Annotated in this window: 24 protein-coding genes; 21 read left to right on the forward strand and 3 right to left on the reverse strand. The window is 41.8% G+C overall.

Going from position 1 to position 21,885, the window contains the following annotated elements; all coding sequences use genetic code 11:
- Positions 1 to 54: 54 nt before the first annotated feature.
- From AAZR19_RS08130 to AAZR19_RS08200, 15 genes are all read left to right on the forward strand, one after another.
- The gene (locus AAZR19_RS08130; protein ID WP_076840475.1) at positions 55 to 609 is read left to right on the forward strand and encodes a manganese efflux pump MntP; all 555 of its coding nucleotides are present in this window, start codon (positions 55 to 57) and stop codon (positions 607 to 609) included.
- Between the two features lie 63 nt (positions 610 to 672).
- Positions 673 to 1,131, forward strand: a complete 459-nt coding sequence (locus AAZR19_RS08135; protein WP_024423734.1) for a low molecular weight protein arginine phosphatase — start codon at positions 673 to 675, stop codon at positions 1,129 to 1,131.
- 133 nt (positions 1,132 to 1,264) lie between these two features.
- A complete protein-coding gene (gene rpiB, locus AAZR19_RS08140) occupies positions 1,265 to 1,714 on the forward strand; it encodes a ribose 5-phosphate isomerase B (protein WP_076840474.1) in 450 nt (149 codons plus the stop codon).
- 12 nt (positions 1,715 to 1,726) lie between these two features.
- Complete coding sequence (locus AAZR19_RS08145) at positions 1,727 to 2,266, forward strand: TIGR01440 family protein (RefSeq protein ID WP_076840473.1); 540 nt, start codon at positions 1,727 to 1,729, stop codon at positions 2,264 to 2,266.
- Between the two features lie 177 nt (positions 2,267 to 2,443).
- A complete protein-coding gene (gene glyA, locus AAZR19_RS08150) occupies positions 2,444 to 3,691 on the forward strand; it encodes a serine hydroxymethyltransferase (protein WP_034281450.1) in 1,248 nt (415 codons plus the stop codon).
- Positions 3,692 to 3,838: 147 nt separating this feature from the next.
- On the forward strand, positions 3,839 to 4,468 hold the full coding sequence (gene upp / locus AAZR19_RS08155) for a uracil phosphoribosyltransferase (RefSeq protein ID WP_003214553.1): 630 nt from the start codon (positions 3,839 to 3,841) through the stop codon (positions 4,466 to 4,468).
- A 497-nt stretch (positions 4,469 to 4,965) separates the two neighbouring features.
- Positions 4,966 to 5,349, forward strand: a complete 384-nt coding sequence (locus AAZR19_RS08160) for an ATP synthase subunit I (protein WP_024423731.1) — start codon at positions 4,966 to 4,968, stop codon at positions 5,347 to 5,349.
- A 7-nt stretch (positions 5,350 to 5,356) separates the two neighbouring features.
- Positions 5,357 to 6,091, forward strand: a complete 735-nt coding sequence (gene atpB, locus AAZR19_RS08165; RefSeq protein WP_039182108.1) for a F0F1 ATP synthase subunit A — start codon at positions 5,357 to 5,359, stop codon at positions 6,089 to 6,091.
- A 48-nt stretch (positions 6,092 to 6,139) separates the two neighbouring features.
- Positions 6,140 to 6,352 (forward strand): F0F1 ATP synthase subunit C, encoded by a 213-nt coding sequence (gene atpE, locus AAZR19_RS08170; protein ID WP_003214968.1) that lies wholly within the window; start codon positions 6,140 to 6,142, stop codon positions 6,350 to 6,352.
- A gap of 120 nt (positions 6,353 to 6,472) precedes the next feature.
- The gene (gene atpF, locus AAZR19_RS08175; RefSeq protein WP_008354935.1) at positions 6,473 to 6,994 is read left to right on the forward strand and encodes a F0F1 ATP synthase subunit B; all 522 of its coding nucleotides are present in this window, start codon (positions 6,473 to 6,475) and stop codon (positions 6,992 to 6,994) included.
- Positions 6,991 to 7,536 (forward strand): F0F1 ATP synthase subunit delta, encoded by a 546-nt coding sequence (locus AAZR19_RS08180; RefSeq protein ID WP_024426340.1) that lies wholly within the window; start codon positions 6,991 to 6,993, stop codon positions 7,534 to 7,536. Before atpF ends, AAZR19_RS08180 begins: the two co-directional genes overlap by 4 nt.
- Positions 7,537 to 7,552: 16 nt before the next feature.
- Positions 7,553 to 9,061, forward strand: a complete 1,509-nt coding sequence (gene atpA, locus AAZR19_RS08185) for a F0F1 ATP synthase subunit alpha (RefSeq protein ID WP_024423728.1) — start codon at positions 7,553 to 7,555, stop codon at positions 9,059 to 9,061.
- Between the two features lie 88 nt (positions 9,062 to 9,149).
- Positions 9,150 to 10,016, forward strand: coding sequence for a F0F1 ATP synthase subunit gamma (locus AAZR19_RS08190; protein ID WP_024423727.1), 867 nt, complete (start codon positions 9,150 to 9,152; stop codon positions 10,014 to 10,016).
- Positions 10,017 to 10,040: 24 nt separating this feature from the next.
- Complete coding sequence (atpD, locus tag AAZR19_RS08195) at positions 10,041 to 11,462, forward strand: F0F1 ATP synthase subunit beta (protein ID WP_008354929.1); 1,422 nt, start codon at positions 10,041 to 10,043, stop codon at positions 11,460 to 11,462.
- 24 nt (positions 11,463 to 11,486) lie between these two features.
- Positions 11,487 to 11,882 (forward strand): F0F1 ATP synthase subunit epsilon, encoded by a 396-nt coding sequence (locus AAZR19_RS08200; protein ID WP_003214592.1) that lies wholly within the window; start codon positions 11,487 to 11,489, stop codon positions 11,880 to 11,882.
- Between the two features lie 41 nt (positions 11,883 to 11,923).
- Here the strand turns inward: AAZR19_RS08200 and AAZR19_RS08205 are convergent, their stop codons facing one another.
- Positions 11,924 to 12,430, reverse strand: coding sequence for a hypothetical protein (locus AAZR19_RS08205; RefSeq protein WP_256928143.1), 507 nt, complete (start codon positions 12,428 to 12,430; stop codon positions 11,924 to 11,926).
- 137 nt (positions 12,431 to 12,567) lie between these two features.
- Here AAZR19_RS08205 and AAZR19_RS08210 point away from each other — a divergent pair, with 137 nt between their 5' ends.
- The 6 genes from AAZR19_RS08210 (at position 12,568) to AAZR19_RS08235 (ending at position 18,067) form a co-directional block, all read left to right on the forward strand.
- The gene (locus tag AAZR19_RS08210) at positions 12,568 to 12,798 is read left to right on the forward strand and encodes a DUF1146 family protein (protein WP_024423724.1); all 231 of its coding nucleotides are present in this window, start codon (positions 12,568 to 12,570) and stop codon (positions 12,796 to 12,798) included.
- Positions 12,799 to 12,927: 129 nt separating this feature from the next.
- Positions 12,928 to 13,662, forward strand: a complete 735-nt coding sequence (locus AAZR19_RS08215; protein ID WP_434702821.1) for a YwmB family TATA-box binding protein — start codon at positions 12,928 to 12,930, stop codon at positions 13,660 to 13,662.
- Positions 13,663 to 13,694: 32 nt separating this feature from the next.
- Positions 13,695 to 15,002 carry a UDP-N-acetylglucosamine 1-carboxyvinyltransferase gene (murA, locus tag AAZR19_RS08220; RefSeq protein WP_024423722.1) on the forward strand — a complete coding sequence of 436 codons (1,308 nt, stop codon included), beginning with the start codon at positions 13,695 to 13,697 and terminating at the stop codon, positions 15,000 to 15,002.
- 256 nt (positions 15,003 to 15,258) lie between these two features.
- On the forward strand, positions 15,259 to 16,284 hold the full coding sequence (gene spoIID, locus AAZR19_RS08225; RefSeq protein ID WP_434702823.1) for a stage II sporulation protein D: 1,026 nt from the start codon (positions 15,259 to 15,261) through the stop codon (positions 16,282 to 16,284).
- Positions 16,285 to 16,607: 323 nt separating this feature from the next.
- Entirely contained in the window at positions 16,608 to 17,306 is a 699-nt protein-coding gene (locus AAZR19_RS08230; RefSeq protein WP_080769523.1) for a VWA domain-containing protein, read from the forward strand.
- 83 nt (positions 17,307 to 17,389) lie between these two features.
- Entirely contained in the window at positions 17,390 to 18,067 is a 678-nt protein-coding gene (locus AAZR19_RS08235) for a VWA domain-containing protein (RefSeq protein ID WP_076840472.1), read from the forward strand.
- Positions 18,068 to 18,117: 50 nt separating this feature from the next.
- Here the strand turns inward: AAZR19_RS08235 and AAZR19_RS08240 are convergent, their stop codons facing one another.
- Both AAZR19_RS08240 and AAZR19_RS08245 read right to left on the reverse strand, forming a co-directional pair.
- The gene (locus AAZR19_RS08240) at positions 18,118 to 20,466 is read right to left on the reverse strand and encodes an FdhF/YdeP family oxidoreductase (protein WP_076840471.1); all 2,349 of its coding nucleotides are present in this window, start codon (positions 20,464 to 20,466) and stop codon (positions 18,118 to 18,120) included.
- Between the two features lie 82 nt (positions 20,467 to 20,548).
- Positions 20,549 to 21,814 carry an L-lactate MFS transporter gene (locus AAZR19_RS08245; RefSeq protein WP_434702826.1) on the reverse strand — a complete coding sequence of 422 codons (1,266 nt, stop codon included), beginning with the start codon at positions 21,812 to 21,814 and terminating at the stop codon, positions 20,549 to 20,551.
- Between the last annotated feature and the right edge of the window lie 71 nt (positions 21,815 to 21,885).

Here is a 21,885-nt window from a genome sequence, read left to right on the forward strand (position 1 = left end):
CCTTTCTTGGACAAACATAGGTTAAAGGAGAATGTGTGTCCAAGGGGGATTTACATGAACGAACTAGCTGGCGAATTGCTGACACTCAGCATCATGGCTTTTGCACTTGGGATGGATGCTTTTTCGGTTGGACTTGGTATGGGGATGATTCAGCTGAGGTTCCGCCAGATCATTTATATTGGACTTGTCATTGGGATATTTCATATGTTTATGCCGCTTTTTGGCATACTGACAGGTCAGCTCTTATCCGGATGGCTCGGTCTTCTTGCCACCTATATCGGCGGGGCGCTGCTTTTGGTGCTGGGACTGCAAATGATTGTTGCTTCTATCCGCAAAGAGGATAAGCCCTTTATCGCACCAGTTGGGACTGGTCTCGTTCTTTTTGCGACAAGTGTAAGCCTAGACAGCTTCTCCGTTGGTTTAAGTCTCGGGATTTACGGTTCCCAGGTGTGGATGACTATATTATTGTTTGGTTTTTTTAGTATGCTCCTCACATGGCTCGGATTATTACTCGGTAAACAGGTTCGGTCATGGGTTGGTTCATATAGCGGCGCGCTTGGTGGAATCATTTTACTAGCCTTTGGTATCAAATTATTATTTCCGCTCTAGCCAGTCTCCTTACATAACATGTAGAATGAAATGCTATATAATAGAAGAAAAGGAGGGCGAAAGATGAAAATCTTATTTGTTTGTACGGGAAATACATGCAGAAGTCCAATGGCTCAAGCCCTTTTTGCTTCAATTGCAGATGAAAAAGGTTTAGAGGTCACTGTAAAATCAGCGGGCATTTTTGCCTCCGATGAAGGGAAAGCTTCTCCTCAAGCGATCGAAGCATTATTTGAGAAAAGCATTCCACTGAATCACTCATCATCAAAATTGACAGAGGATCTTCTGCGCGAAGCTCATTACGTCTTCACGATGACGATGCAGCATAAACAGTTGATTGCAGAGCAATATGCGCATGCAAAAGGCAAGGTCTTCACTTTAAAGGAATTTGCGACAGGAACAGAAGGCGATGTATCCGATCCGTTTGGAGGAAGTCTTTCTGTTTATCAGGAAACTCGAGATGAACTAGAAGCCTTGCTGTATCAGCTCGCTGAGAAGCTGAAAAAAGATCATCATAATAGATAACCTGTAAAACCGTTGCCTCAACGGTTTTTCTGCTATTGTTTGCAAATCACTAGGCAGAGGTTAAAATATAACTGTAAATAAAGAATGAATGTAAGACATAACAGATCAACTCACCCTTAGGAGGAATTGCCCGATGAAAGTAGCCATTGCATCCGATCACGGCGGAACGAATATTCGTGAAGAAATCAAACAACTGATGGATGAATTGAAGATTGAATACATTGATATGGGTTGTGAATGCGGATCAGGTTCTGTAGACTACCCAGATTATGCTTTCCCTGTAGCCAATATGGTGGCAAACGGAGAAGTCGACCGCGGCATTTTAATTTGTGGGACAGGCATCGGCATGAGCATCTCAGCAAATAAAGTAAAAGGAATTCGCTGTGCATTGGCTCATGATACATTTAGTGCGAAAGCAACTAGAGAACATAATGATACGAACGTTCTTGCAATGGGAGAGCGAGTGATTGGACCAGGATTAGCACGTGAGATTGCGCAGATTTGGCTGACGACAGAGTTTACAGCAGGGCGCCATGCTGTGCGGATTGGCAAAATAGCTGATTATGAAGAAAAGCACCTATAAGGAGCGCTTAACATGAACATTGGTCAAGATTGGCTTGAAATGTTAAAAGAGTTTCATCAAACAGTTGAATTGCGTGCCGGGCAAATCTTAGTCATTGGCTGCAGTACGTCAGAAGTGGCTGGTGAGCATATTGGTACTGCAGGAAGTGAGCAAATTGCTGCCTCGATCTATCAAGAATTGGATCAGTTAAGACGAGAGACAGGCATTGAGCTCGCCTTTCAATGCTGTGAACATCTAAATCGTGCCCTTGTGGTTGAAGAAGAAGTGGCTTTCCGTTTTAACCTGGAGATCGTAGGTGCAGTACCTGTCCGTAAAGCGGGTGGTTCGATGGCGGCTCATGCGTATCAGCAAATGGAACATCCTGTATTGGTCGAATGCATTGAGGCACATGCTGGAATTGATATCGGCGATACGTTAATTGGGATGCACTTAAAGAGAGTCGCTGTACCTGTCCGCCTCAGTCGTCATCGATTAGGAAATGCACATGTGACTTTTGCGAAAACGCGTCCGAAGCTGATTGGCGGAGAACGAGCCGTTTATACAAGATCATAGCTTCGATATATTTCTAATATAATGTTGAATGATGAAGACGCTTTACTACTTGAACATTCGGGTTTTCATAAAAAAGAAGTCGATTTTCCAAAAAAAACTTTTACATTTTACTCAAAAACCGTGTACAATGAGATGGTGAAAACATCGAATGGAAATAGATTGGAGAGGATTTCGCTGATGAAACATTTACCTGAGCAAGACGCACAAGTATTCAAAGCAATTCAACTAGAGCGGAAACGCCAGCAGGACAAAATCGAATTAATTGCATCAGAAAACTTCGTAAGCGAAGCAGTCATGGAAGCACAGGGCTCTGTATTAACAAACAAATACGCTGAGGGTTATCCTGGTAAACGCTACTATGGCGGCTGTGAACATGTAGACGTTGTGGAAGATATCGCACGTGACCGCGCAAAAGAAATTTTTGGCGCTGAGTATGTGAACGTACAGCCTCACTCAGGTGCTCAAGCGAACATGGCCGTATACTTTACAATTCTTGAGCATGGCGATACAGTACTGGGCATGAACTTATCACATGGCGGGCATTTAACACATGGAAGCCCTGTAAACTTTAGTGGTGTACAGTACAACTTTGTAGAATATGGTGTAGATAAAGAAACTCAGCATATCGACTATCAAGATGTACTTGAAAAAGCACGTGAACATAAGCCGAAACTCATCGTTGCGGGTGCAAGTGCATACCCACGCCAAATTGATTTCAAAAAGTTCCGTGAGATTGCTGATGAAGTCGGTGCTTACTTTATGGTCGACATGGCTCACATTGCTGGTCTTGTTGCAGCAGGTCTTCATCCAAATCCAGTTCCTTACGCAGATTTTGTGACAACAACAACTCACAAAACATTACGCGGACCTCGCGGCGGAATGATCCTATGCCGTGAAGAGTTTGGTAAAAAGATCGACAAATCGATCTTCCCTGGTATTCAAGGTGGACCACTGATGCATGTCATCTCTGCAAAAGCTGTTTCTTTCGGTGAAGTATTGAACGGAGATTTCAAAACATATGCACAAAACGTCATTGATAATGCAAAACAACTAGCTGAAACACTTTTATCTGAAGATATTCAGCTTGTATCTGGCGGAACAGATAACCATCTTGTTCTCATCGACTTGCGTTCTCTTGGCATCACAGGAAAAATTGCAGAAAACGTTCTTGATGAAATCGGTATTACAGTGAACAAAAATGCAATTCCTTATGATCCAGAGAAACCATTTGTCACAAGCGGTGTACGTGTAGGTACAGCAGCAGTAACAAGCCGCGGTTTTGATCAAGAAGCGATGAAAGAAGTCGGTTCCATTATTGCACTTGCGCTAAAACATCATGAAGATGAAGCGAAATTAGAAGAGGCGAAAAAGCGTGTATCTGATCTTACGGCCCGTTTCCCTCTATATAACGAATTAGATTATTAAAAAACAGACCCATTTGCCTATTTTTGGCATGTGGGTTTTTTTTGTAGGATTTGCGAATCATATTGAAAGATGATGTCTTTTTATGTAGAATTGTAGGAAGTGTGCAAAGTTCACCGGAAGATGACAGAAAAGGAGTTGTAGCAAGCAATGGCAAAGGTTTATGTATTTGATCACCCGCTTATTCAGCACAAACTTACATATATTCGTGACGTTCATACAGGAACTAAAGAATTTAGAGAGCTAGTGGATGAAGTCGCAACATTAATGGCATTTGAAATCACAAGAGACTTACCGCTTGAAGAGGTAGATGTAGAAACACCTGTACAAGTAGCGAAATCAAACGTGATCTCAGGGAAGAAACTCGGGGTTGTGCCAATTTTAAGAGCAGGTCTTGGAATGGTAGACGGGATTTTGAAACTCATTCCAGCTGCTAAAGTGGGACATGTCGGTTTATACCGCGATCCGAAAACATTAAAGCCTGTTGAATATTATGTGAAGCTTCCATCAGATGTGGAAGAACGTGAATTTATCGTAGTAGACCCAATGCTTGCAACTGGCGGTTCAGCAGTCGAAGCGTTAAACAGCTTGAAAAAACGCGGTGCGAAAAACATTCGCTTTATGTGTCTGATTGCTGCCCCTGAAGGTGTAGAAGAAATGCAAAAGCATCATCCAGATGTTGATATCTACATTGCAGCATTAGATGAGAAACTAAACGAAAAAGGTTACATCATCCCAGGTCTTGGTGATGCTGGTGACCGTATGTACGGAACGAAATAAGAAATTCTTAATAAAAGCCCACATGCAAACGCGCATGTGGGCTTTTTGAAATATATGACAAACGGTTGATACCGTTCTTAGAAAAATCAATGTATACTGAACATTGACTGTTTTTTTCAATGATTGTCACATCTCTCCTAAAGTTTGATGAAATTGTGAACATTTTGTGTGCTCTATCACTATAGAAAAGTTTTTTAACTTTCAACCGATTGACACATCATAGACGCTATTGTATGCTAAACGAGGGTATTATGGTAAGGTTTTCATAGCCTATAGCACTCTACTAATCCTCATTGTGAACCCTTTAATAATCAGGGTTTGTATCAACGAATGAAGCAGCATCCCATAGATCTAAAGATTTCAAGTCTGATTGTGCAATTAGACCGATGGGTGATTGATTTTTTTCGAATAGGACGGCTTATCATCAGCGTCTTCTACGCAGTTTTCATCACCATTTATCACCTTTTTTACAATACTTTTCATCGGGAGTCAGATGAATGAACGATCCAAACGCGATTTTCCGCAGACAGAGTAAATACATGTTCTATCTATTGGCAATTTTTGTGTTTGGCTATGCCATGCCTGGTTTTAAACCACTGTTTCTTGGTTTCATTATCGGCACAATTTTTGCTTTCTTTAATTTATTCCTACTTATACGGAGAATGCACGCTTTTGATCGAGCGGTTAAAAAAGGAAAATCCATTCGTTCAATGGGAAGTACAGCCAGGTGGGCCAACGCGATTCTCGCAGTAGCGATTGCTTGGCGTTACCCTAATGAAGTTCATCTGGCAGGTGTTGTTATAGGATTAATGACAATATATCCTGTCATTATGATAGATTCCTTCATTCAACTTAAACGTTCTACTATGGAAGAGAGGTGAATACTCTTTGGGTCACAGTTCAAAAACTACAGAATTTTTAGGGTTAACGTTCAACTTATCCAATGTTCTCATGATTACGATTGCTAGTATCATCGTTCTTCTCATAGCGGTGCTGACTACTCGTGTTCTGTCTATTCGTCCGACTAAGGCGCAGAACTTCATGGAATGGATCGTTGATTTTGTTCGAAATATCATAGGTAGTTCGATGGACATGAAAACAGGAGCCCCATTTCTAGCGCTTGGCGTTACATTACTCATGTACATATTTGTTTCAAACATGCTTGGACTGCCATTCTCGATTACGGTCGATCACAACTTGTGGTGGAAATCACCAACTGCTGATCCTGCAATCACAATGACACTAGCAATTATGGTCATGGGACTTACACACTTCTACGGTGTCAAGGCAAAAGGAGTCAAGGAATATACGAAAGACTACTTTAGACCAATTCCGCTTTTAGTACCATTGAAACTTATTGAAGAATTTGCAAACACGTTAACACTTGGTTTGCGTCTTTACGGAAATATTTTCGCTGGAGAGATTCTTCTTGGGTTACTTGCAGGACTTGCGACCAATTTCTACTCGCAAAACATTGCGCTTGGTATCGTTGGTACATTAGGTGCCATCGTGCCGATGATTGTATGGCAGGCATTCAGTTTGTTTGTCGGAACAATCCAGGCATTTATCTTCACCATGCTGACAATGGTGTACATTTCCCATAAAGTCAGCGACGAACACTAAAAAATTGAGAGTCCAAAAAGGACGTTATTTTAAAGGAGGAGCTTTTTAATGAATTTAATAGCAGCAGCAATTGCAATCGGTTTAGGAGCACTAGGAGCAGGTATTGGTAACGGTCTAATCGTATCTAAAACAGTTGAAGGAATCGCTCGTCAGCCAGAAGCTGGTAGAGAACTAAGAACACTTATGTTCATCGGGGTCGCTTTAGTTGAGGCACTTCCAATTATCGCTGTCGTTATCGCATTCTTGGCATTCTTTGGTTAATATGTGAGAAGCGTTCTAATATGAATTTTAATGGCGAAGATCAGATTAGTTCGAAACTTCGCCATTCCTTTATGTTTTGTTTCTTAACATATTATTTAAAGAAGGGAGTTGCCGTACTAAATGTCTCAGTTACCAGTGGTTTTAGGAGCAGGGGGCTTAAGCTTCAACGCCGGTGATATGTTATTCCAGCTTATCGCTATGCTCATCTTGCTTGCACTTTTAAAGAAGTTTGCGCTTAAACCTTTATTAGGTATTATGAAGCAGCGTGAAGATTATATAGGAAATGAAATCTCAAGTGCTGAACAAAAGCACGTTCAAGCTGAAAAGCTTCTTGAAGAACAACGTGTCTTATTGAAAGAAGCACGCGAAGAATCACATACACTCATCGAAAATGCGAAAAAGATTGGTGAGAAACAAAAAGAAGAGATCATTCAAGCAGCACGTCAAGAATCAGAGCGCTTGAAAGAGTCTGCTAGAACTGAAATCGTGAAAGAAAAAGAACAAGCTGTGGCTGCACTGCGTGAGCAGGTTGCATCACTATCTGTGCTGATTGCATCTAAAGTGATTGAAAAAGAACTTGATGAGCAGGCACAAGAGAAATTGATTCAAGAGTACCTTAAAGAGGCAGGCGAAAGCCGATGAGCGTAACTATTGTCTCTAAGCGTTACGCTTCTGCTCTTTTTGACATCGTTCTTGCTTCTTCGGCAGTAGACGAAACTGAAAAAGAGCTGAATGAGATCAAAAAAGTTCTAAAGGCTGATCAAGAACTCAATGACTTCCTTGTTCATCCAAAGATTACAGCAGACAAAAAGAAACAGTTGATTGCTGAAGCTTTCAAAGGTGTTTCTACTTATGTATTGCACACTATGTATTTACTGATTGACCGCGGACGCACGAATATTTTCTCTGAAATGACGTCTGAGTTTGTGAAACTTGCAAACCGCACGAAACAAATAGACGATGCGGTCGTGTATTCAGTGAAACCGCTGAGCGGTGCTGAAATTCAATCTTTATCTGAAGTATTTGCCAAAAAAGCCGGAGTCACATCACTGCGTGTTGAAAATGTGATTGACAAGGATCTAATAGGCGGAGTGAAAATCCGTATCGGAAACCGCATTTATGACGGCAGTGTCAGCGGAAAGCTTTCCCGCATTGAACGTCAGCTTGCAGGCGAAAATCGTTAGAAGGGGTGAAACCTTAGTGAGTATCAAAGCTGAAGAGATTAGCGCGCTGATAAAGCAGCAAATCCAAAACTATCAATCAGAAATTGAAGTAAAAGATGTCGGTACAGTCATTCAAGTAGGGGACGGTATCGCGCGTGTACATGGCCTTGACAACATTATGGCAGGAGAGCTGGTTGAGTTCTCTAACGGTGTAATGGGTATGGCTCAAAACCTTGAGGAGTCTAACGTAGGTATCGTTATTTTAGGACCTTACAAAGATATCCGCGAAGGTGACGACGTAAAACGTACAGGTCGTATCATGGAGGTTCCAGTAGGTGAAGAGTTAATCGGACGTATTGTGAACCCGCTTGGTCAGCCTGTTGATGGACTAGGTCCAATCTTAACAAGCAAAACACGTCCAATCGAAAGTGAAGCACCTGGCGTTATGGATCGTAAATCTGTACATGAGCCGCTTCAAACAGGAATTAAAGCAATTGATGCCTTGATTCCAATCGGCCGCGGACAGCGTGAATTGATCATTGGTGACCGTCAAACAGGTAAAACATCTGTTGCAATCGATACGATTCTAAACCAAAAAGATCAAGACATGATCTGTATTTATGTTGCCATCGGACAAAAAGAATCAACGGTTCGTGGTGTTGTTGAAACACTTCGTAAGCATGGTGCGCTTGACTACACAATCGTTGTCACAGCTTCTGCATCACAGCCAGCTCCACTTCTTTACCTTGCTCCTTATGCAGGTGTAACGATGGGTGAGGAATTCATGTATAACGGCAAGCACGTACTTGTTGTCTATGATGACCTTTCTAAACAAGCGGCAGCTTACCGTGAGCTTTCATTATTGCTTCGTCGTCCTCCAGGTCGTGAGGCATTCCCTGGTGATGTTTTCTATCTTCACTCTCGTTTATTAGAACGTGCAGCGAAGCTTAGTGACGAAAAGGGTGGCGGTTCTATCACAGCATTGCCTTTCGTAGAAACGCAGGCTGGCGATATCTCTGCATATATCCCAACAAACGTTATTTCCATCACAGATGGACAGATTTTCTTACAATCTGACCTCTTCTTCTCAGGCGTACGTCCAGCGGTAAACGCAGGATTGTCTGTATCCCGTGTAGGTGGTTCTGCACAAATCAAAGCGATGAAAAAGGTAGCAGGTACACTTCGTCTGGATCTTGCTTCTTATCGTGAGCTTGAAGCATTCGCTCAGTTTGGATCTGATCTAGACCAAGCCACTCAAGCGAAATTAAACCGTGGTGCAAGAACAGTTGAAGTCTTAAAACAAGACTTGAACAAACCGCTTAAAGTTGAAAAACAAGTAGCGATTCTTTACGCACTAACAAGAGGATACTTAGACGATGTAGCCATTGCTGATGTTAAACGTTTTGAAGCTGAGTTATTCTTGTACATTGAAGAAAACCATAAAGGCTTGTTTGACACAATCTCTCAAACAGGAAATATGCCTGCTGATGAAGAGTGGAAGACAGCAATCGAAGGCTTTAAACGTACGTTTGCACCAAGCAACTAATTAGTAATCTTTCCGAGAGAAAAAGATTCTCTTTTTCTCTCTTTTCACGTAAATGAACACGGATTCCTGAAAAAAGGTGGTGAAATCTTTGGCCTCATTACGCGATATAAAGTCAAGGATCACGTCAACGAAAAAATCGAGTCAGATCACAAAAGCGATGCAAATGGTATCAGCTGCGAAACTGAATCGTGCTGAAAACAATGCGAAGTCTTTTGTTCCTTACATGGAGAAAATCCAGGAAGTGGTTGCTGCAATCGCAACTGGAACAAGTGCTAAGCACCCAATGCTTCTTTCAAGACCTGTCAAGAAAACAGGGTATCTCGTCATTACATCTGATCGAGGGCTTGCAGGACCTTTTAACAGCTCGATTTTGCGTGCCGCTTACCAAACCATTCAATCTCGTCATCAATCCGCTGATGAATATGCGGTGATTGTCATTGGTAAAATCGGACGCGACTTCTTCAAAAAGCGTGGTATTCCAGTTATTTCTGAAGTAACAGGGCTTGGAGACGAAGTAGCGTTTGCTGATATTAAAGAATTAGCAAGCAGTACAGTTCAAATGTTCTCTGATGAAGCGTTTGACGAACTTTACATGTTCTACAACCACTTTGTCAGTGCGATTTCACAAGAAGTAACAGAGAAGAAATTATTGCCGCTAACGGACCTTTCGGCCGCAGCGACACCAAATAAACGTTCCGCATCTTATGAGTTTGAGCCTTCTGAAGAAGAAATTCTTGAAGTTCTCCTTCCTCAATATGCAGAGAGTTTGATTTTCGGTGCGCTTCTTGACAGCAAAGCAAGTGAACATGCTGCAAGAATGACAGCAATGAAGAGTGCAACAGACAACGCAAAAGAATTGATCGACAGCCTGACACTCTCTTACAACCGTGCTCGTCAAGCAGCGATTACACAAGAGATTACAGAAATTGTCGGCGGAGCAGCTGCCTTAGAATAGAAATAATTGTCAGGAGGGAATGCAATGAAAACAGGACGCATCAGTCAGATCATGGGACCAGTCGTAGACGTTCGTTTTGAAGACGGTCACTTGCCTGAGATTTATAATGCGATCAAAGTTTCGCATAAAGCGGAAAGCGAAAGTGAAGTTGATATCGACTTAACTTTAGAAGTAGCACTACATTTAGGTGACGATACAGTGAGAACCATCGCAATGGCATCAACAGACGGTGTGAAGCGCGGTATGGAAGCTGTAGACCTTGGAAAACCAATTTCAGTACCAGTTGGTAACGTAACACTTGGACGTGTATTCAACGTACTGGGAGATAACATTGACTTAGATGAGCCCCTTGGTGTGGAAGCTCAAAGAGATCCAATCCACAGACAAGCGCCTTCTTTTGATCAACTTTCTACAGAAGTTGAAATTCTTGAAACAGGTATCAAAGTTGTTGACCTGCTTGCTCCTTACATCAAAGGTGGAAAGATCGGTCTATTCGGTGGAGCTGGTGTAGGTAAAACCGTTCTGATTCAAGAATTGATCAACAACATCGCACAAGAACACGGCGGTATTTCTGTATTCGCTGGTGTTGGAGAGCGTACACGTGAAGGAAACGACCTTTACTACGAAATGAAAGATTCTGGCGTTATCGAGAAAACAGCCATGGTCTTCGGTCAAATGAACGAGCCACCAGGTGCACGTATGCGTGTTGCCCTAACTGGTTTGACAATGGCAGAGCATTTCCGTGATGAACAAGGTCAAGACGTATTGTTCTTCATCGATAATATCTATCGCTTTACACAAGCAGGTTCTGAAGTATCAGCCCTTCTTGGACGTATGCCTTCAGCGGTAGGTTATCAGCCGACACTTGCAACAGAAATGGGTCAGCTGCAAGAGCGTATCACGTCTACAAACGTAGGATCGGTTACATCGATTCAAGCGATCTATGTACCTGCGGATGACTATACAGATCCAGCTCCAGCAACTACGTTCGCTCACCTTGATGCAACGACAAACCTTGAGCGTAAGCTGACTGAAATGGGTATTTACCCAGCGGTTGATCCTCTTGCTTCAACATCTCGTGCACTTGCACCTGAGATCGTTGGCGAAGAGCATTATGCGATTGCGCGTGAAGTGCAGCAAACATTGCAGCGTTATAAAGAGCTGCAAGATATTATTGCCATTTTAGGTATGGATGAATTATCTGAGGACGATAAGCTTGTGGTACACAGAGCGCGTCGTGTTCAATTCTTCCTATCTCAAAACTTCCACGTAGCAGAGCAGTTCACTGGCCAAAAGGGTTCTTATGTGCCATTGAAAGAAACTGTTAAAGGCTTCAAGGAAATCTTATCTGGTAAATACGATCACCTTCCAGAAGATGCATTCCGCTTAGTTGGACGCATTGAAGAAGTGGTTGAAAAAGCCAAAGAGATGGGTGTAGAGGCCTAATCTGGTCCTTAGGAGGGTAAAAGCATGAAGACCGTTCAAGTCAATATCGTTACTCCCGACGGCCCAGTGTATCAAGCGGATGTGGAAATGGTCAGTGTAAGAGCAGAAAGCGGTGAGCTTGGTATTTTAGCTGGCCACGTTCCAATGGTTGCTCCGCTAAAAATCGGTGCAGTTCGCTTAAAACATAGTGGATCAACTGAATTGGTTGCAGTAAGTGGCGGATTTGTTGAAGTCCGCCCTGAACAAGTAACCATTCTGGCTCAGGCCGCTGAAACATCAGATAAAGTTGATGTCGATCGTGCTAAATCAGCGAAGCAGCGTGCTGAAGAGCATTTGAACCACCCGAATGAAAGTGATGTACGCCGGGCGGAACTCGCATTAAAACGGGCGTTAAACCGTTTAAATGTAGCAGGGAAATAAAACAGAAAAACCTTCTTATCACAATGATAAGAAGGTTTTTTTTAGAATGACATGAGAGATTGATACATGGACACATAAGGGTGCGAATCCTGTTTTTCAAGATATAAGTGCTCGCAAAACTGCATACTATGCCACGTTTTATTGTGACGGCGCAAACCAAGCGTATATTGATGCGGAGAATCCATATAAGGCCGCACCACCCAGTCAGCATCTGAATGATGACGGATGACAACCTCTCCTAAATACACACTCATCATCGCTTCTAATGTATCTATTGGCATTTTCCACTCAGCGAACAGCTGCTTGGTTAATGCCTCAAAGTATAGTGATTCTAACTGATACAGGCTTTCCTCAGAGTAATCCAAAGAAATGTTATGAAAATGACACAATTGTGCTAATTCTTCTAGCTGTGTCTGTCTATAATCAAAGTAGAAAGCAATGGCCTCCCATTCATAATCAAATGAGGGAACCAATTCTCCGTACAAATCAACAAAGTCAGGAAAAGAATCTTTCAATGTGTTCAGCTCCTTCCACACGCAGTATATCATCTCCTTGGCATCAGGATAAGAGGGGATTCACACTAAATGTAGCTCTTTTTTCCAAATGATTCATCTTTCCGATTTTCGAGGATATAATGAAAGGGAGTTTTCCTTTACAGAAATAAATAAAAGGAGGATTCAATTGTATGGAAGACGTAGGACAACAAGCAATCGTGGGCATTGTGATCCACCTATTTTTTATCGCGGTTACATGGTGGGCACTGCTTGCTGTAAATATTGATCCACTCATTAAAAAAGGGAAAATCGTTCAAGCAAGGCTGCTGATGATGCTCATTACCATTGCTATCGCATCTGCGGTCAGCAATTTCTTCCTTGATTACTTAAATTTCTCCAGACAAATTCCTTATATGTTCTAACATAAAAGGTTTGGTCATGACCTTCTGCGGGAACGTAAAAGGAAGGGTCAAAAGGTTGTCCTTTTGTTGACTTTTCCACGTATGCATTGACCTCCTTGCGGCAACACTTGTAGCAAGGGGGAATGACAAGTGAGAAAGTATTTGAAAGGTTGGCCATTATTTGCGTTTATTCTTTTTTTTGTTCTGATGATTCAAGGTGTTCGTGCGGAAGAATCTTCCCCGCTCGCTCAAATAGCAGAAGGTCTGAAAAACCAGCAAATTGAAGTCGATGGGTGGACCCTCCATGCCAAGACAAATGTAGTTATTTCATCCGAACAATTTTCAAAAAAAGTGAAACGTTTGAAAGACGAACTACGACAGTATGAGTGGACCGAAAAAAAAGAGCAACATGTCACCAAAGTCACAGGAATTTACAAAGATGAAAAAAATGATACAGAATCGAAAATTTTACTCGTGAAGACCGACACAAAATCCAATCAAAAGTCGTATTTATTATATGAGCAAAAAGGTGCTCGCCCACTGAATACCTGGGAGCATACATATGATCAGTTCGTACGTCATGCAAAAAGCATATTACAAGAGAAAATTGTAATTTTTACTTGTCTCGATGGTCATGTAAATGGTATGATGGATGTTGTTTTGCAAAAAAAAGCTGAAACGTTAGCAAATGAATTTCAAGCAAAACCAGTTGAGTATCTCGTTGAGTCTAATTTTGTGTCGCTTTCCGCTTACACAGATAAGTGGGAACAGTTCATTATGACTTCAAATGATAAAATGAATGTTCAAATTGCCATCAGAAGTTCGGAAATGAACGAAAATCATACGATTACGGTTGGCACACCAATCGTAACGACTGAATATTAATATAGAGAAATTGGGACGCGGAGGGGAAGACCTTGGAAAAAATCATCGTCCGCGGCGGTCAAAAGTTAAACGGCACAGTTAAAGTAGAAGGCGCAAAAAATGCCGTTTTACCAGTTATCGCTGCATCTTTGTTAGCAAGTACAGAAAAAAGCGTAATTTGTGATGTACCTACGCTCTCCGATGTATATACAATCAATGAAGTGTTACGTCATTTAGGAGCAGAAGTACATTTTGAAAATAACGAAGTATCAGTTGATGCATCTCATGCACTAGAAACTGAGGCTCCGTTTGAGTATGTCCGTAAAATGCGAGCATCCGTGCTTGTCATGGGACCACTTTTAGCAAGAACAGGTCATGCAAGAGTTGCATTACCTGGAGGCTGTGCGATTGGTTCAAGACCAATTGATCAGCATTTAAAAGGCTTTGAAGCAATGGGAGCTAAAATTCAAGTAGGTAATGGTTTCATCGAGGCTGAAGTAAAAGGCCGTTTAAAAGGTGCAAAAATCTATTTGGATTTCCCAAGTGTAGGGGCAACTGAAAACATCATCATGGCAGCAGCATTAGCTGAAGGAACAACGATCTTAGAAAACGTAGCAAAAGAACCTGAAATTGTTGATTTAGCAAACTACATCAATGCCATGGGCGGTAAGGTTCGCGGTGCTGGTACTGGTACAATCAAAATCGAAGGTGTGGAAACACTTCACGGTGCAAAACACAACATCATCCCTGACAGAATTGAAGCAGGTACTTTCATGGTGGCAGCAGCCATTACAGAAGGAAATGTTCTTGTAAAAGGCGCAGTGCCAGAGCACATGACATCACTTGTTGCAAAAATGGAAGAAATGGGTATTCAGATCATTGAAGAAGAAGAAGGTTTAAGAGTCATTGGACCATCTGAGCTCAAGCCAATCGATCTAAAAACAATGCCGCATCCTGGGTTCCCAACGGATATGCAATCTCAGATGATGGCGCTATTGCTTCGTGCGAACGGAACAAGCATGATCACAGAAACGGTGTTTGAAAACCGCTTTATGCATGCTGAAGAATTCCGCCGCATGAATGGCGATATTAAAATTGAGGGTCGCTCTGTCATTATCAATGGGCCGGTTCAACTTCAAGGTGCTGAAGTGGCAGCGACTGATTTAAGAGCAGGAGCAGCACTTGTACTTGCTGGATTAGTGGCAGAAGGTCATACACGTGTCACTGAGTTGAAGCATATTGACCGTGGTTATGTGAACTTCCACCAAAAGCTTGCAGCAATCGGTGCAGATATTGAAAGAGTAAACGATGAATCAGCAGATGTGACACAAGAACAAGTTGTATCAGATCTGAACGCTTAATCATGAAAGAAATCAGTGTGTCCTTTGGGCATGCTGATTTTTTTTAGAATCATAGAATGCTTCATTTCACGAAGCTTATCATTAGTGTATCCAGTCATCTTAAATTTTATTCATACAGACGAACAGTAAAATCCATTCGAAGAAGAGCCTCATACCTCCATAAAAGACTTGTCCACTAAATGAAAGAAGCTGTCATATTAGCTTGTCCCTGCCCATAGGATAAAAGAGATTCAATGACAAATGGGGGCAGCCAAATATGAAACCAATGATATGGACAATCGCAGGAATATGCATCATCATTTTAATGATTCCAACATTACTTGTGTTGCCGACGTTCCAAGGGAAACCGGCGGCCAGCCAGCACGTAGCAGCAGAACCATCAGTTAAAAAAGAAGTGAAGGGTTCAGTCAAATTGAAGCAATCACCCGTCGCTATCCCCGTCTATCGCTCAGCTCATCAGCAGGTAGAAAACATCCCCTTAGAAGAGTATGTGATCGGTGTCGTAGCATCTGAAATGCCAACTGATTTTGAAATGGAAGCACTCAAGGCACAGGCGCTCGCAGCAAGAACGTATATCGTCAGGCAAATGATCAGTGATAAGACTGTCAAATCACCTAAGGGCTCTCTTGTAGATGATACCCAAATGTTCCAAGTTTACAAAAACAAACAGGAACTCAAGAAAATTTGGGGGAAAGCGTACAATTGGAAATTAAAAAAGGTCACGGAAGCTGTCGCCAGCACACAAGGAAAAGTGCTGACTTATGACGAGAAACCAATTGATGCTTCATTCTTTTCAACAAGTAACGGAAAAACGGAAAATGCCGAAGCCTATTGGAAAAACGAAATCCCTTATTTGAAAAGTGTCTCAAGTAAATGGGACGAAAAATCGCCAAAATTTCAAAATAAGAAAACCATCTCGGTCAGTGAATTTCAGCAAAAATTAGGTGTGACGCTCACTCAGCAGGCTCAGGTCGGACAGATTGTAGAACGGACACCAGGAAACCAGGTAGCGAAAGCCGTGATCAACGGTAAAACAATGTCAGGCCGAGACATTCGAGAATCACTAGGCCTTCATTCAGCGGACTTCACATGGGAACGCCAGGGCCAGCAGATTGTCATTACAACAAAAGGATATGGTCATGGTGTAGGCATGAGTCAATATGGTGCGCATTATATGGCGCAGGCAGGCAAAAAAGTAGATGCCATCGTGAAGCATTATTATAAAGGAATTCAAATCGAATCAGCCGATCGTTTTCTCAACACGTATATGGCTAAAAAATAAAGCAAAGGTGCCTCAGAAATGAGGCATTTTTTTTGTGTGTTCAAAGAGATTTGAACAGAATGTGTCAAATCGCGACTTAAGACGCAGATCAGGAAATCTAAAACATTTATGTCCTGACAAGAACCGATGGCCGATACAAAGTCCCTCGAAAGACAGAGAAAACGAGAGAATAATGGGTGTGTTAGGTGAAAATATCTAGACATCTGACAGAATTTTAGTGATTTTGATGAAAAAGAAAAAGGGACCGAGTCCTATACCATTCCAAGACAGAATAATTTACGATTAAGATGTTTCAATCAAATACATAAGGAGGAAGGAAAAGTATGTTGAAAAAAGTAATCACACTCGTAACCTTAACTGTATTGACATTATCTATGTCAATCTCTTCACCAGTATTTGCAGAAGCATCTACAGTCAAAAAACATAACAAAGATGTAAGAGTGACAATCTTACTTGATGCAAGCGGAAGCATGGCAAGAAAAGTAGAGGGAGAGCGCAAATTTGATCTCGCTAAACAAGAGGTATTTAAATTTGCTCAGTCACTTCCAAAAGACGCTAAAATTCGTATGAGCTTGTTTGGTTCTGAAGGAAACAACAAAAATTCAGGTAAAGCTCAATCATGTGAAGTCATTAGAGGTGTTTACGGCGTACAGCCTTATGAAAAGGACAGCTTCGAAAACTCTTTAAACGGACTTGGGCCAACTGGCTGGACACCGATTGCACGTGCACTTGAAAATGCAAAGCAAGCGGATGAGCAGCTTACTGCAGGAACAAAGCATATTGTGTACTTAATCACTGATGGTGAGGAAACTTGTGGCGGAGATCCAGTAAAAGTAGCAAAAGAATTGCATAACTCAAAAGGATCAACTGTTGTAAATGTGATCGGATTAGACTTTAACGATGGCTATGAAGGTCAATTGAAGCAAGTAGCCAAAGCTGGTAAAGGCCATTACTACCAAGCAAGCACTGGTAAAGAAATGGGTTCTATCTTTTCAGCAGAATCATTAAAACTACATGAATAACTTGCTGAACAAAAGGGAAACGATTGATTCATGCTTTCGTTTCTCTTTTTCTGTACAAAAGTAAAAAAGGGAGGTTTTTATTGATGAAAAAAAACATCGTATTAACCATTTTGGCTAGTCTTGTCCTGCTTCTTTCTTCACCAGCTCATGCTGCAACAAAACAGGAGCCGCCTGCGCATGTGGTGATATTACTCGATTTAAGCGGGAGCATGGCACAATCAGTTGAAGGTGAAAAGAAAATCGATATCGCCAAAAGGTCTATTCAAAGCTTCGCGAGCATTTTATCAGAAGATACACAAGTTCTGCTTCGTGTGTTTGGTCATGAAGGAACCAATAAGAATGCAGGGAAAGCTGTTTCTTGTTCAAGTTCTGAAGCCGTTTACGGATTTGGATCATATGAGCCATCAACATTTCAGCAAGCACTGAATGTGTATAAGCCAACTGGCTGGACACCGCTTGCAAAAGCATTAACAGATACAAAACAAGATTTTGAAGATCACCAGGCTGAAGGGAAAAATATTGTGTATGTTGTCAGTGATGGTGAAGAAACTTGTGGTGGAAGCCCTTCACAAGCAGCAAAGGAATTACATGAAGACGGAATTGATACAATCGTCAATATCATTGGCTTCGATGTGAATGAAAAGGAAGCAAAAAGTCTTAAATCTGTTGCAAAAGCGGGTGGAGGACAATATCAACCGGCTGCAAATGCCGAAGAATTGAACCGTATTCTTCAACAGGAAGCGAGCGCTTTTGGTCGGTAGAGAGTGAATAGCAGCTGGGGAAACAGCCCCAGCTGTTTTTAAGTTGACGATTAATTCAAAGTCGTTTCTAATTCATCAATTCGTTTCTCCACGTAATGCTGGTCCTTTCTTGCATGGAAGGTTTCGGCTTTTTCTAATATGGCAGCCGTATTATACTCGGGAATCTGTGAGTAGCTCTCATACACACCTTTAGGAATTAAAACGTTCCCTTCCGGCCAATAAACTGCGATATTGCCGCGTCTCAACTCTCCGAATTGGGCCACTCCTTGATAGGATCCATATTGATTAAAGAGAACAACTGGATCACCTTCTTGGACGTAAAGCTCTTTTGCATCTTCTTCATTCATTAGGATAGAATGACGTTTTCCACCATTAAAGGCATCCTTTTCACTGTAGATCATCGAGTTGAATTGCTTTCCTCTTCTTGTCGTGATATTGAAATGTCCTTCGGTTTTTCGATATTGAGGCAGCTGGGCAGGAAGAAGATGTCCCTTGCCGTCTGGTGTTGGACACACGCCATCTTCACAAAGCCATGCTCCTCCCCATTGAAAAACGTCTCCCTTGTGACGTAAATGCTGGATGCCATCATAGTTTCGGTTGGCGACCGCAATCTCACGACGAATGTCTTCAGCTGTTTCAAAATGTATCAGCTCGGCATCTTCTGGCCGGACTCTTTTCGCAAGATCAACATAAATGTCCCATTCCGCTCTGGCTTCCTCAATACGAGGTCCTTCAATTTCTGGACTGAAATATACCATGCGTTCCGTACTGGTTGATGTGCCGCCGCCTGGTTGTTCATACCTTGTCATAGCAGGCAGCACAATCACCGCCTCTTCAGCGTCTACCAGCGTAGAGGTATTTAAAATGATATCTTGGTGAACACGGAGTTCAAGTTCAGATAATGCTTTTTCGATCGCTTCCGGATTTGGCATCGTTTCTAAAAAGTTTCCGCCACTCGTAAACAGCATTTTGAGTTTTTGTGGATGGTCTTTTGGGAGAGCCATCTTCTCAAAGGATTGCCCAATGGTGTCACCATGCCATTTAGGAATGTCAAACCCCCATATGCGTTCGATTCTTTCAATATTCTCTTCATCAAAATCACTACCCGGCAAAACGAATGGATCAGCACCCATTTCACCAGAACCTTGGACGCCGCTATGACCCCGAATTGGCATGACACCACAATGTTTTCTGCCGATAAATCCGCGCAGCATGGCAAGGTTGGCAACCTGTGATATATTATCAGTTGCAAAGCGGTGCTGAGTAAGGCCCATACTCCAAATAAAAACGCCTGAATTAGCATTGGCAAGCAGTGTCGCAAATTCCTTCATTCTTTCTTTTGATAAACCTGATGATGCTTCTAGGTCCTCCCACTTCAATTGTGCGACATGCTGCTTTAAATCCTGTATGCCTGTTGTATGTTTTTGAATAAATTCGTGATCAAGAGCCGAATGGGGAGCATGCTGCTCCATGTCAAACCAATGCTTGATGACGCCGTTCATAAACGCAATATCTCCGCCTATATTGACTTGGTAAAAATCATCTGCAATTTTTGTACCGAATAAAGCACTCTCTGGAATAGAAGGAACCCAATACTTTTTCATAGCAGGCTCTTTATACGGATTGATGACGATAATTTTTGTTCCCTTCTTTTTAGCAGCGTACATATATTTAGTGGAAACAGGCTGATTGTTTGCTGCGACAGATCCCCAAAAAATTAATACATCCGTTCCAATCCAATCACTGTAATTACAGCTGGAAGCACCGATGCCAAGGGACCGTTTAAGAGCGGTTTTACTTGGTGAATGGCAAATGCGAGAAGCATTATCAATATGATTCGTCCCTATAAATCGAGCAGCCTTTGCAGCCGTATAATAAACTTCATTTGTAATTCCTCTGGCGGTTAAATAGAAAGCAAGCTGCCGTTTATCAATTGATTGGATTTTAGCTGCGATTTGATCTAGTGCATCATCCCAAGAAATACGTGTAAAGGCATTGTCACCTTTTTTTCGGATCAATGGATAAGGAATCCGCCCAAGCTTGCGAAGAGAGGTGCTGTCCATTTGCTTTAGCTGATGAATATCTTCAAACCATTTTGGATCAATAGCTGGCATTGTGTTAAGACGAAGCACATTTAGTCTTGTGGTGCATATATGAGGTCCTGCGAGCGTTTGATCATACAATCCTGAGACGCCAAGGGCACAGCCGTCACAAACACCCTGCGTTAAAATACGGTACGCGTAGGGAAGGTTATCTTTGTTCTCCCATGCCACTTTCATCGTATCTCGAATGTGTTTCGGTTTCACTTTGCCAAGCCCCATTGGTACAAAAGAGGCCCATAGCTTTGGTGAGGGTTTTTTATTGAGTTTAACAGGCCCCTTATGTTTTGTTTTCCCCATGAGATCATCACCCTCCTATTACTTTGTAAAGCGTTTTCATATCTAAAAATTACCTTTAGATTGTGATTCTGTCAAATTCAAATTAAGATCGGGCTGAGACAGAGGAAGCAGCAGATAGGTTTTTTTCTCTTAGCTGCTGAATATCCTTTCGAATGAGAAGTGATATGATAAAAGCAATGAAAAATAAGCCAGAGAACACCATAAGGCTTTGTGTGTAATTACCTGTTATATCTCGGATGAAGGATGAAAATAGTGGTCCTGCTAATCCCGCAGCGGCCCAAGCAGTCAAAATATAACCATGTATGGCACCAAGCTGCTTTGTACCAAACAAATCCCCAATATAGGCTGGAATTGAAGCAAATCCTCCTCCATAGCACGTATAAATGATCGCCATCACGATTGAAAAGATGAGCGGTTCTTTTAAATAGGGGAGTAAAGGAAAAGCAATGAGCTGGATACTGAAAAAAATCGTATACGTATTCGGTCTTCCTATATAATCTGAGAACGATGCCCAGCCAATGCGTCCTAAACCATTAAAAGCACCTAAAATGCCCACAAGAGTAGCTGCAGCACCTGCAGTGAACCCAACACTTTCTTGAGCAAGAGGTGACGCTACTGAAATAATAGCAATTCCGCATGTGATATTAATAAAAAGCATAAGCCACAAATAATAAAAACGTCTTGTTTTGATCGCTTCATTTGCTGTAAGCTGTGATAAATCTTGAGGGATTTTTCTTTTCTTTGTTTTAAATACGTCAAATTGTTTGACGTCATCAGGTGTTGGTGGTGATAAATAAAGAGATGAGATCACCATGATGATAAGATAGGAGATTCCAAGAATATAAAAAGTATTTGCGATATTCACTTTTTCAATGAGATATTGAATAATTGGGCTGCAAATAAGAGAAGCAAACCCAAACCCCATAATGGCTAATCCGGTTGCAAGACCTCTTCGATCCGGAAACCATTTGACTAGAGTTGATACAGGTGCAATGTAGCCTACCCCTAAACCAATTCCAGCGAGTACACCATAAAATAAATAGAGGAGAGGCAGTGAGGACATGTGGACAGCGAATCCTGACCCAGTCATTCCGATGCCGAAGAAAATAGCTGAGAAGAGCCCCGATGCCCTTGGACCATACCTTTCAACGAAATGTCCCATAAAAGCAGCAGATAAACCTAAAAATAAAATAGCAATACTGAAGGTGAGACTTATTTCTGTTAATGACCACTGAAAGGCTTCATGTAAAGGATTCGTAAAAACACTCCAAGCATAAACAGACCCAATAGATAAATGAATTCCTACAGCACTTGCTGCAATGAGCCAGCGATTTTTCGATTTGTTCATTTTGTTCCCCCCCATATAAAGCAATCAAGAAGTTTGATAAGATAGAAATATGTTACATTTTTATGACTTTT

This window comes from Bacillus sp. Je.9.29.b, from assembly GCF_051129925.1.
In the GTDB taxonomy this organism is placed as follows: domain Bacteria; phylum Bacillota; class Bacilli; order Bacillales; family Bacillaceae; genus Bacillus; species Bacillus safensis.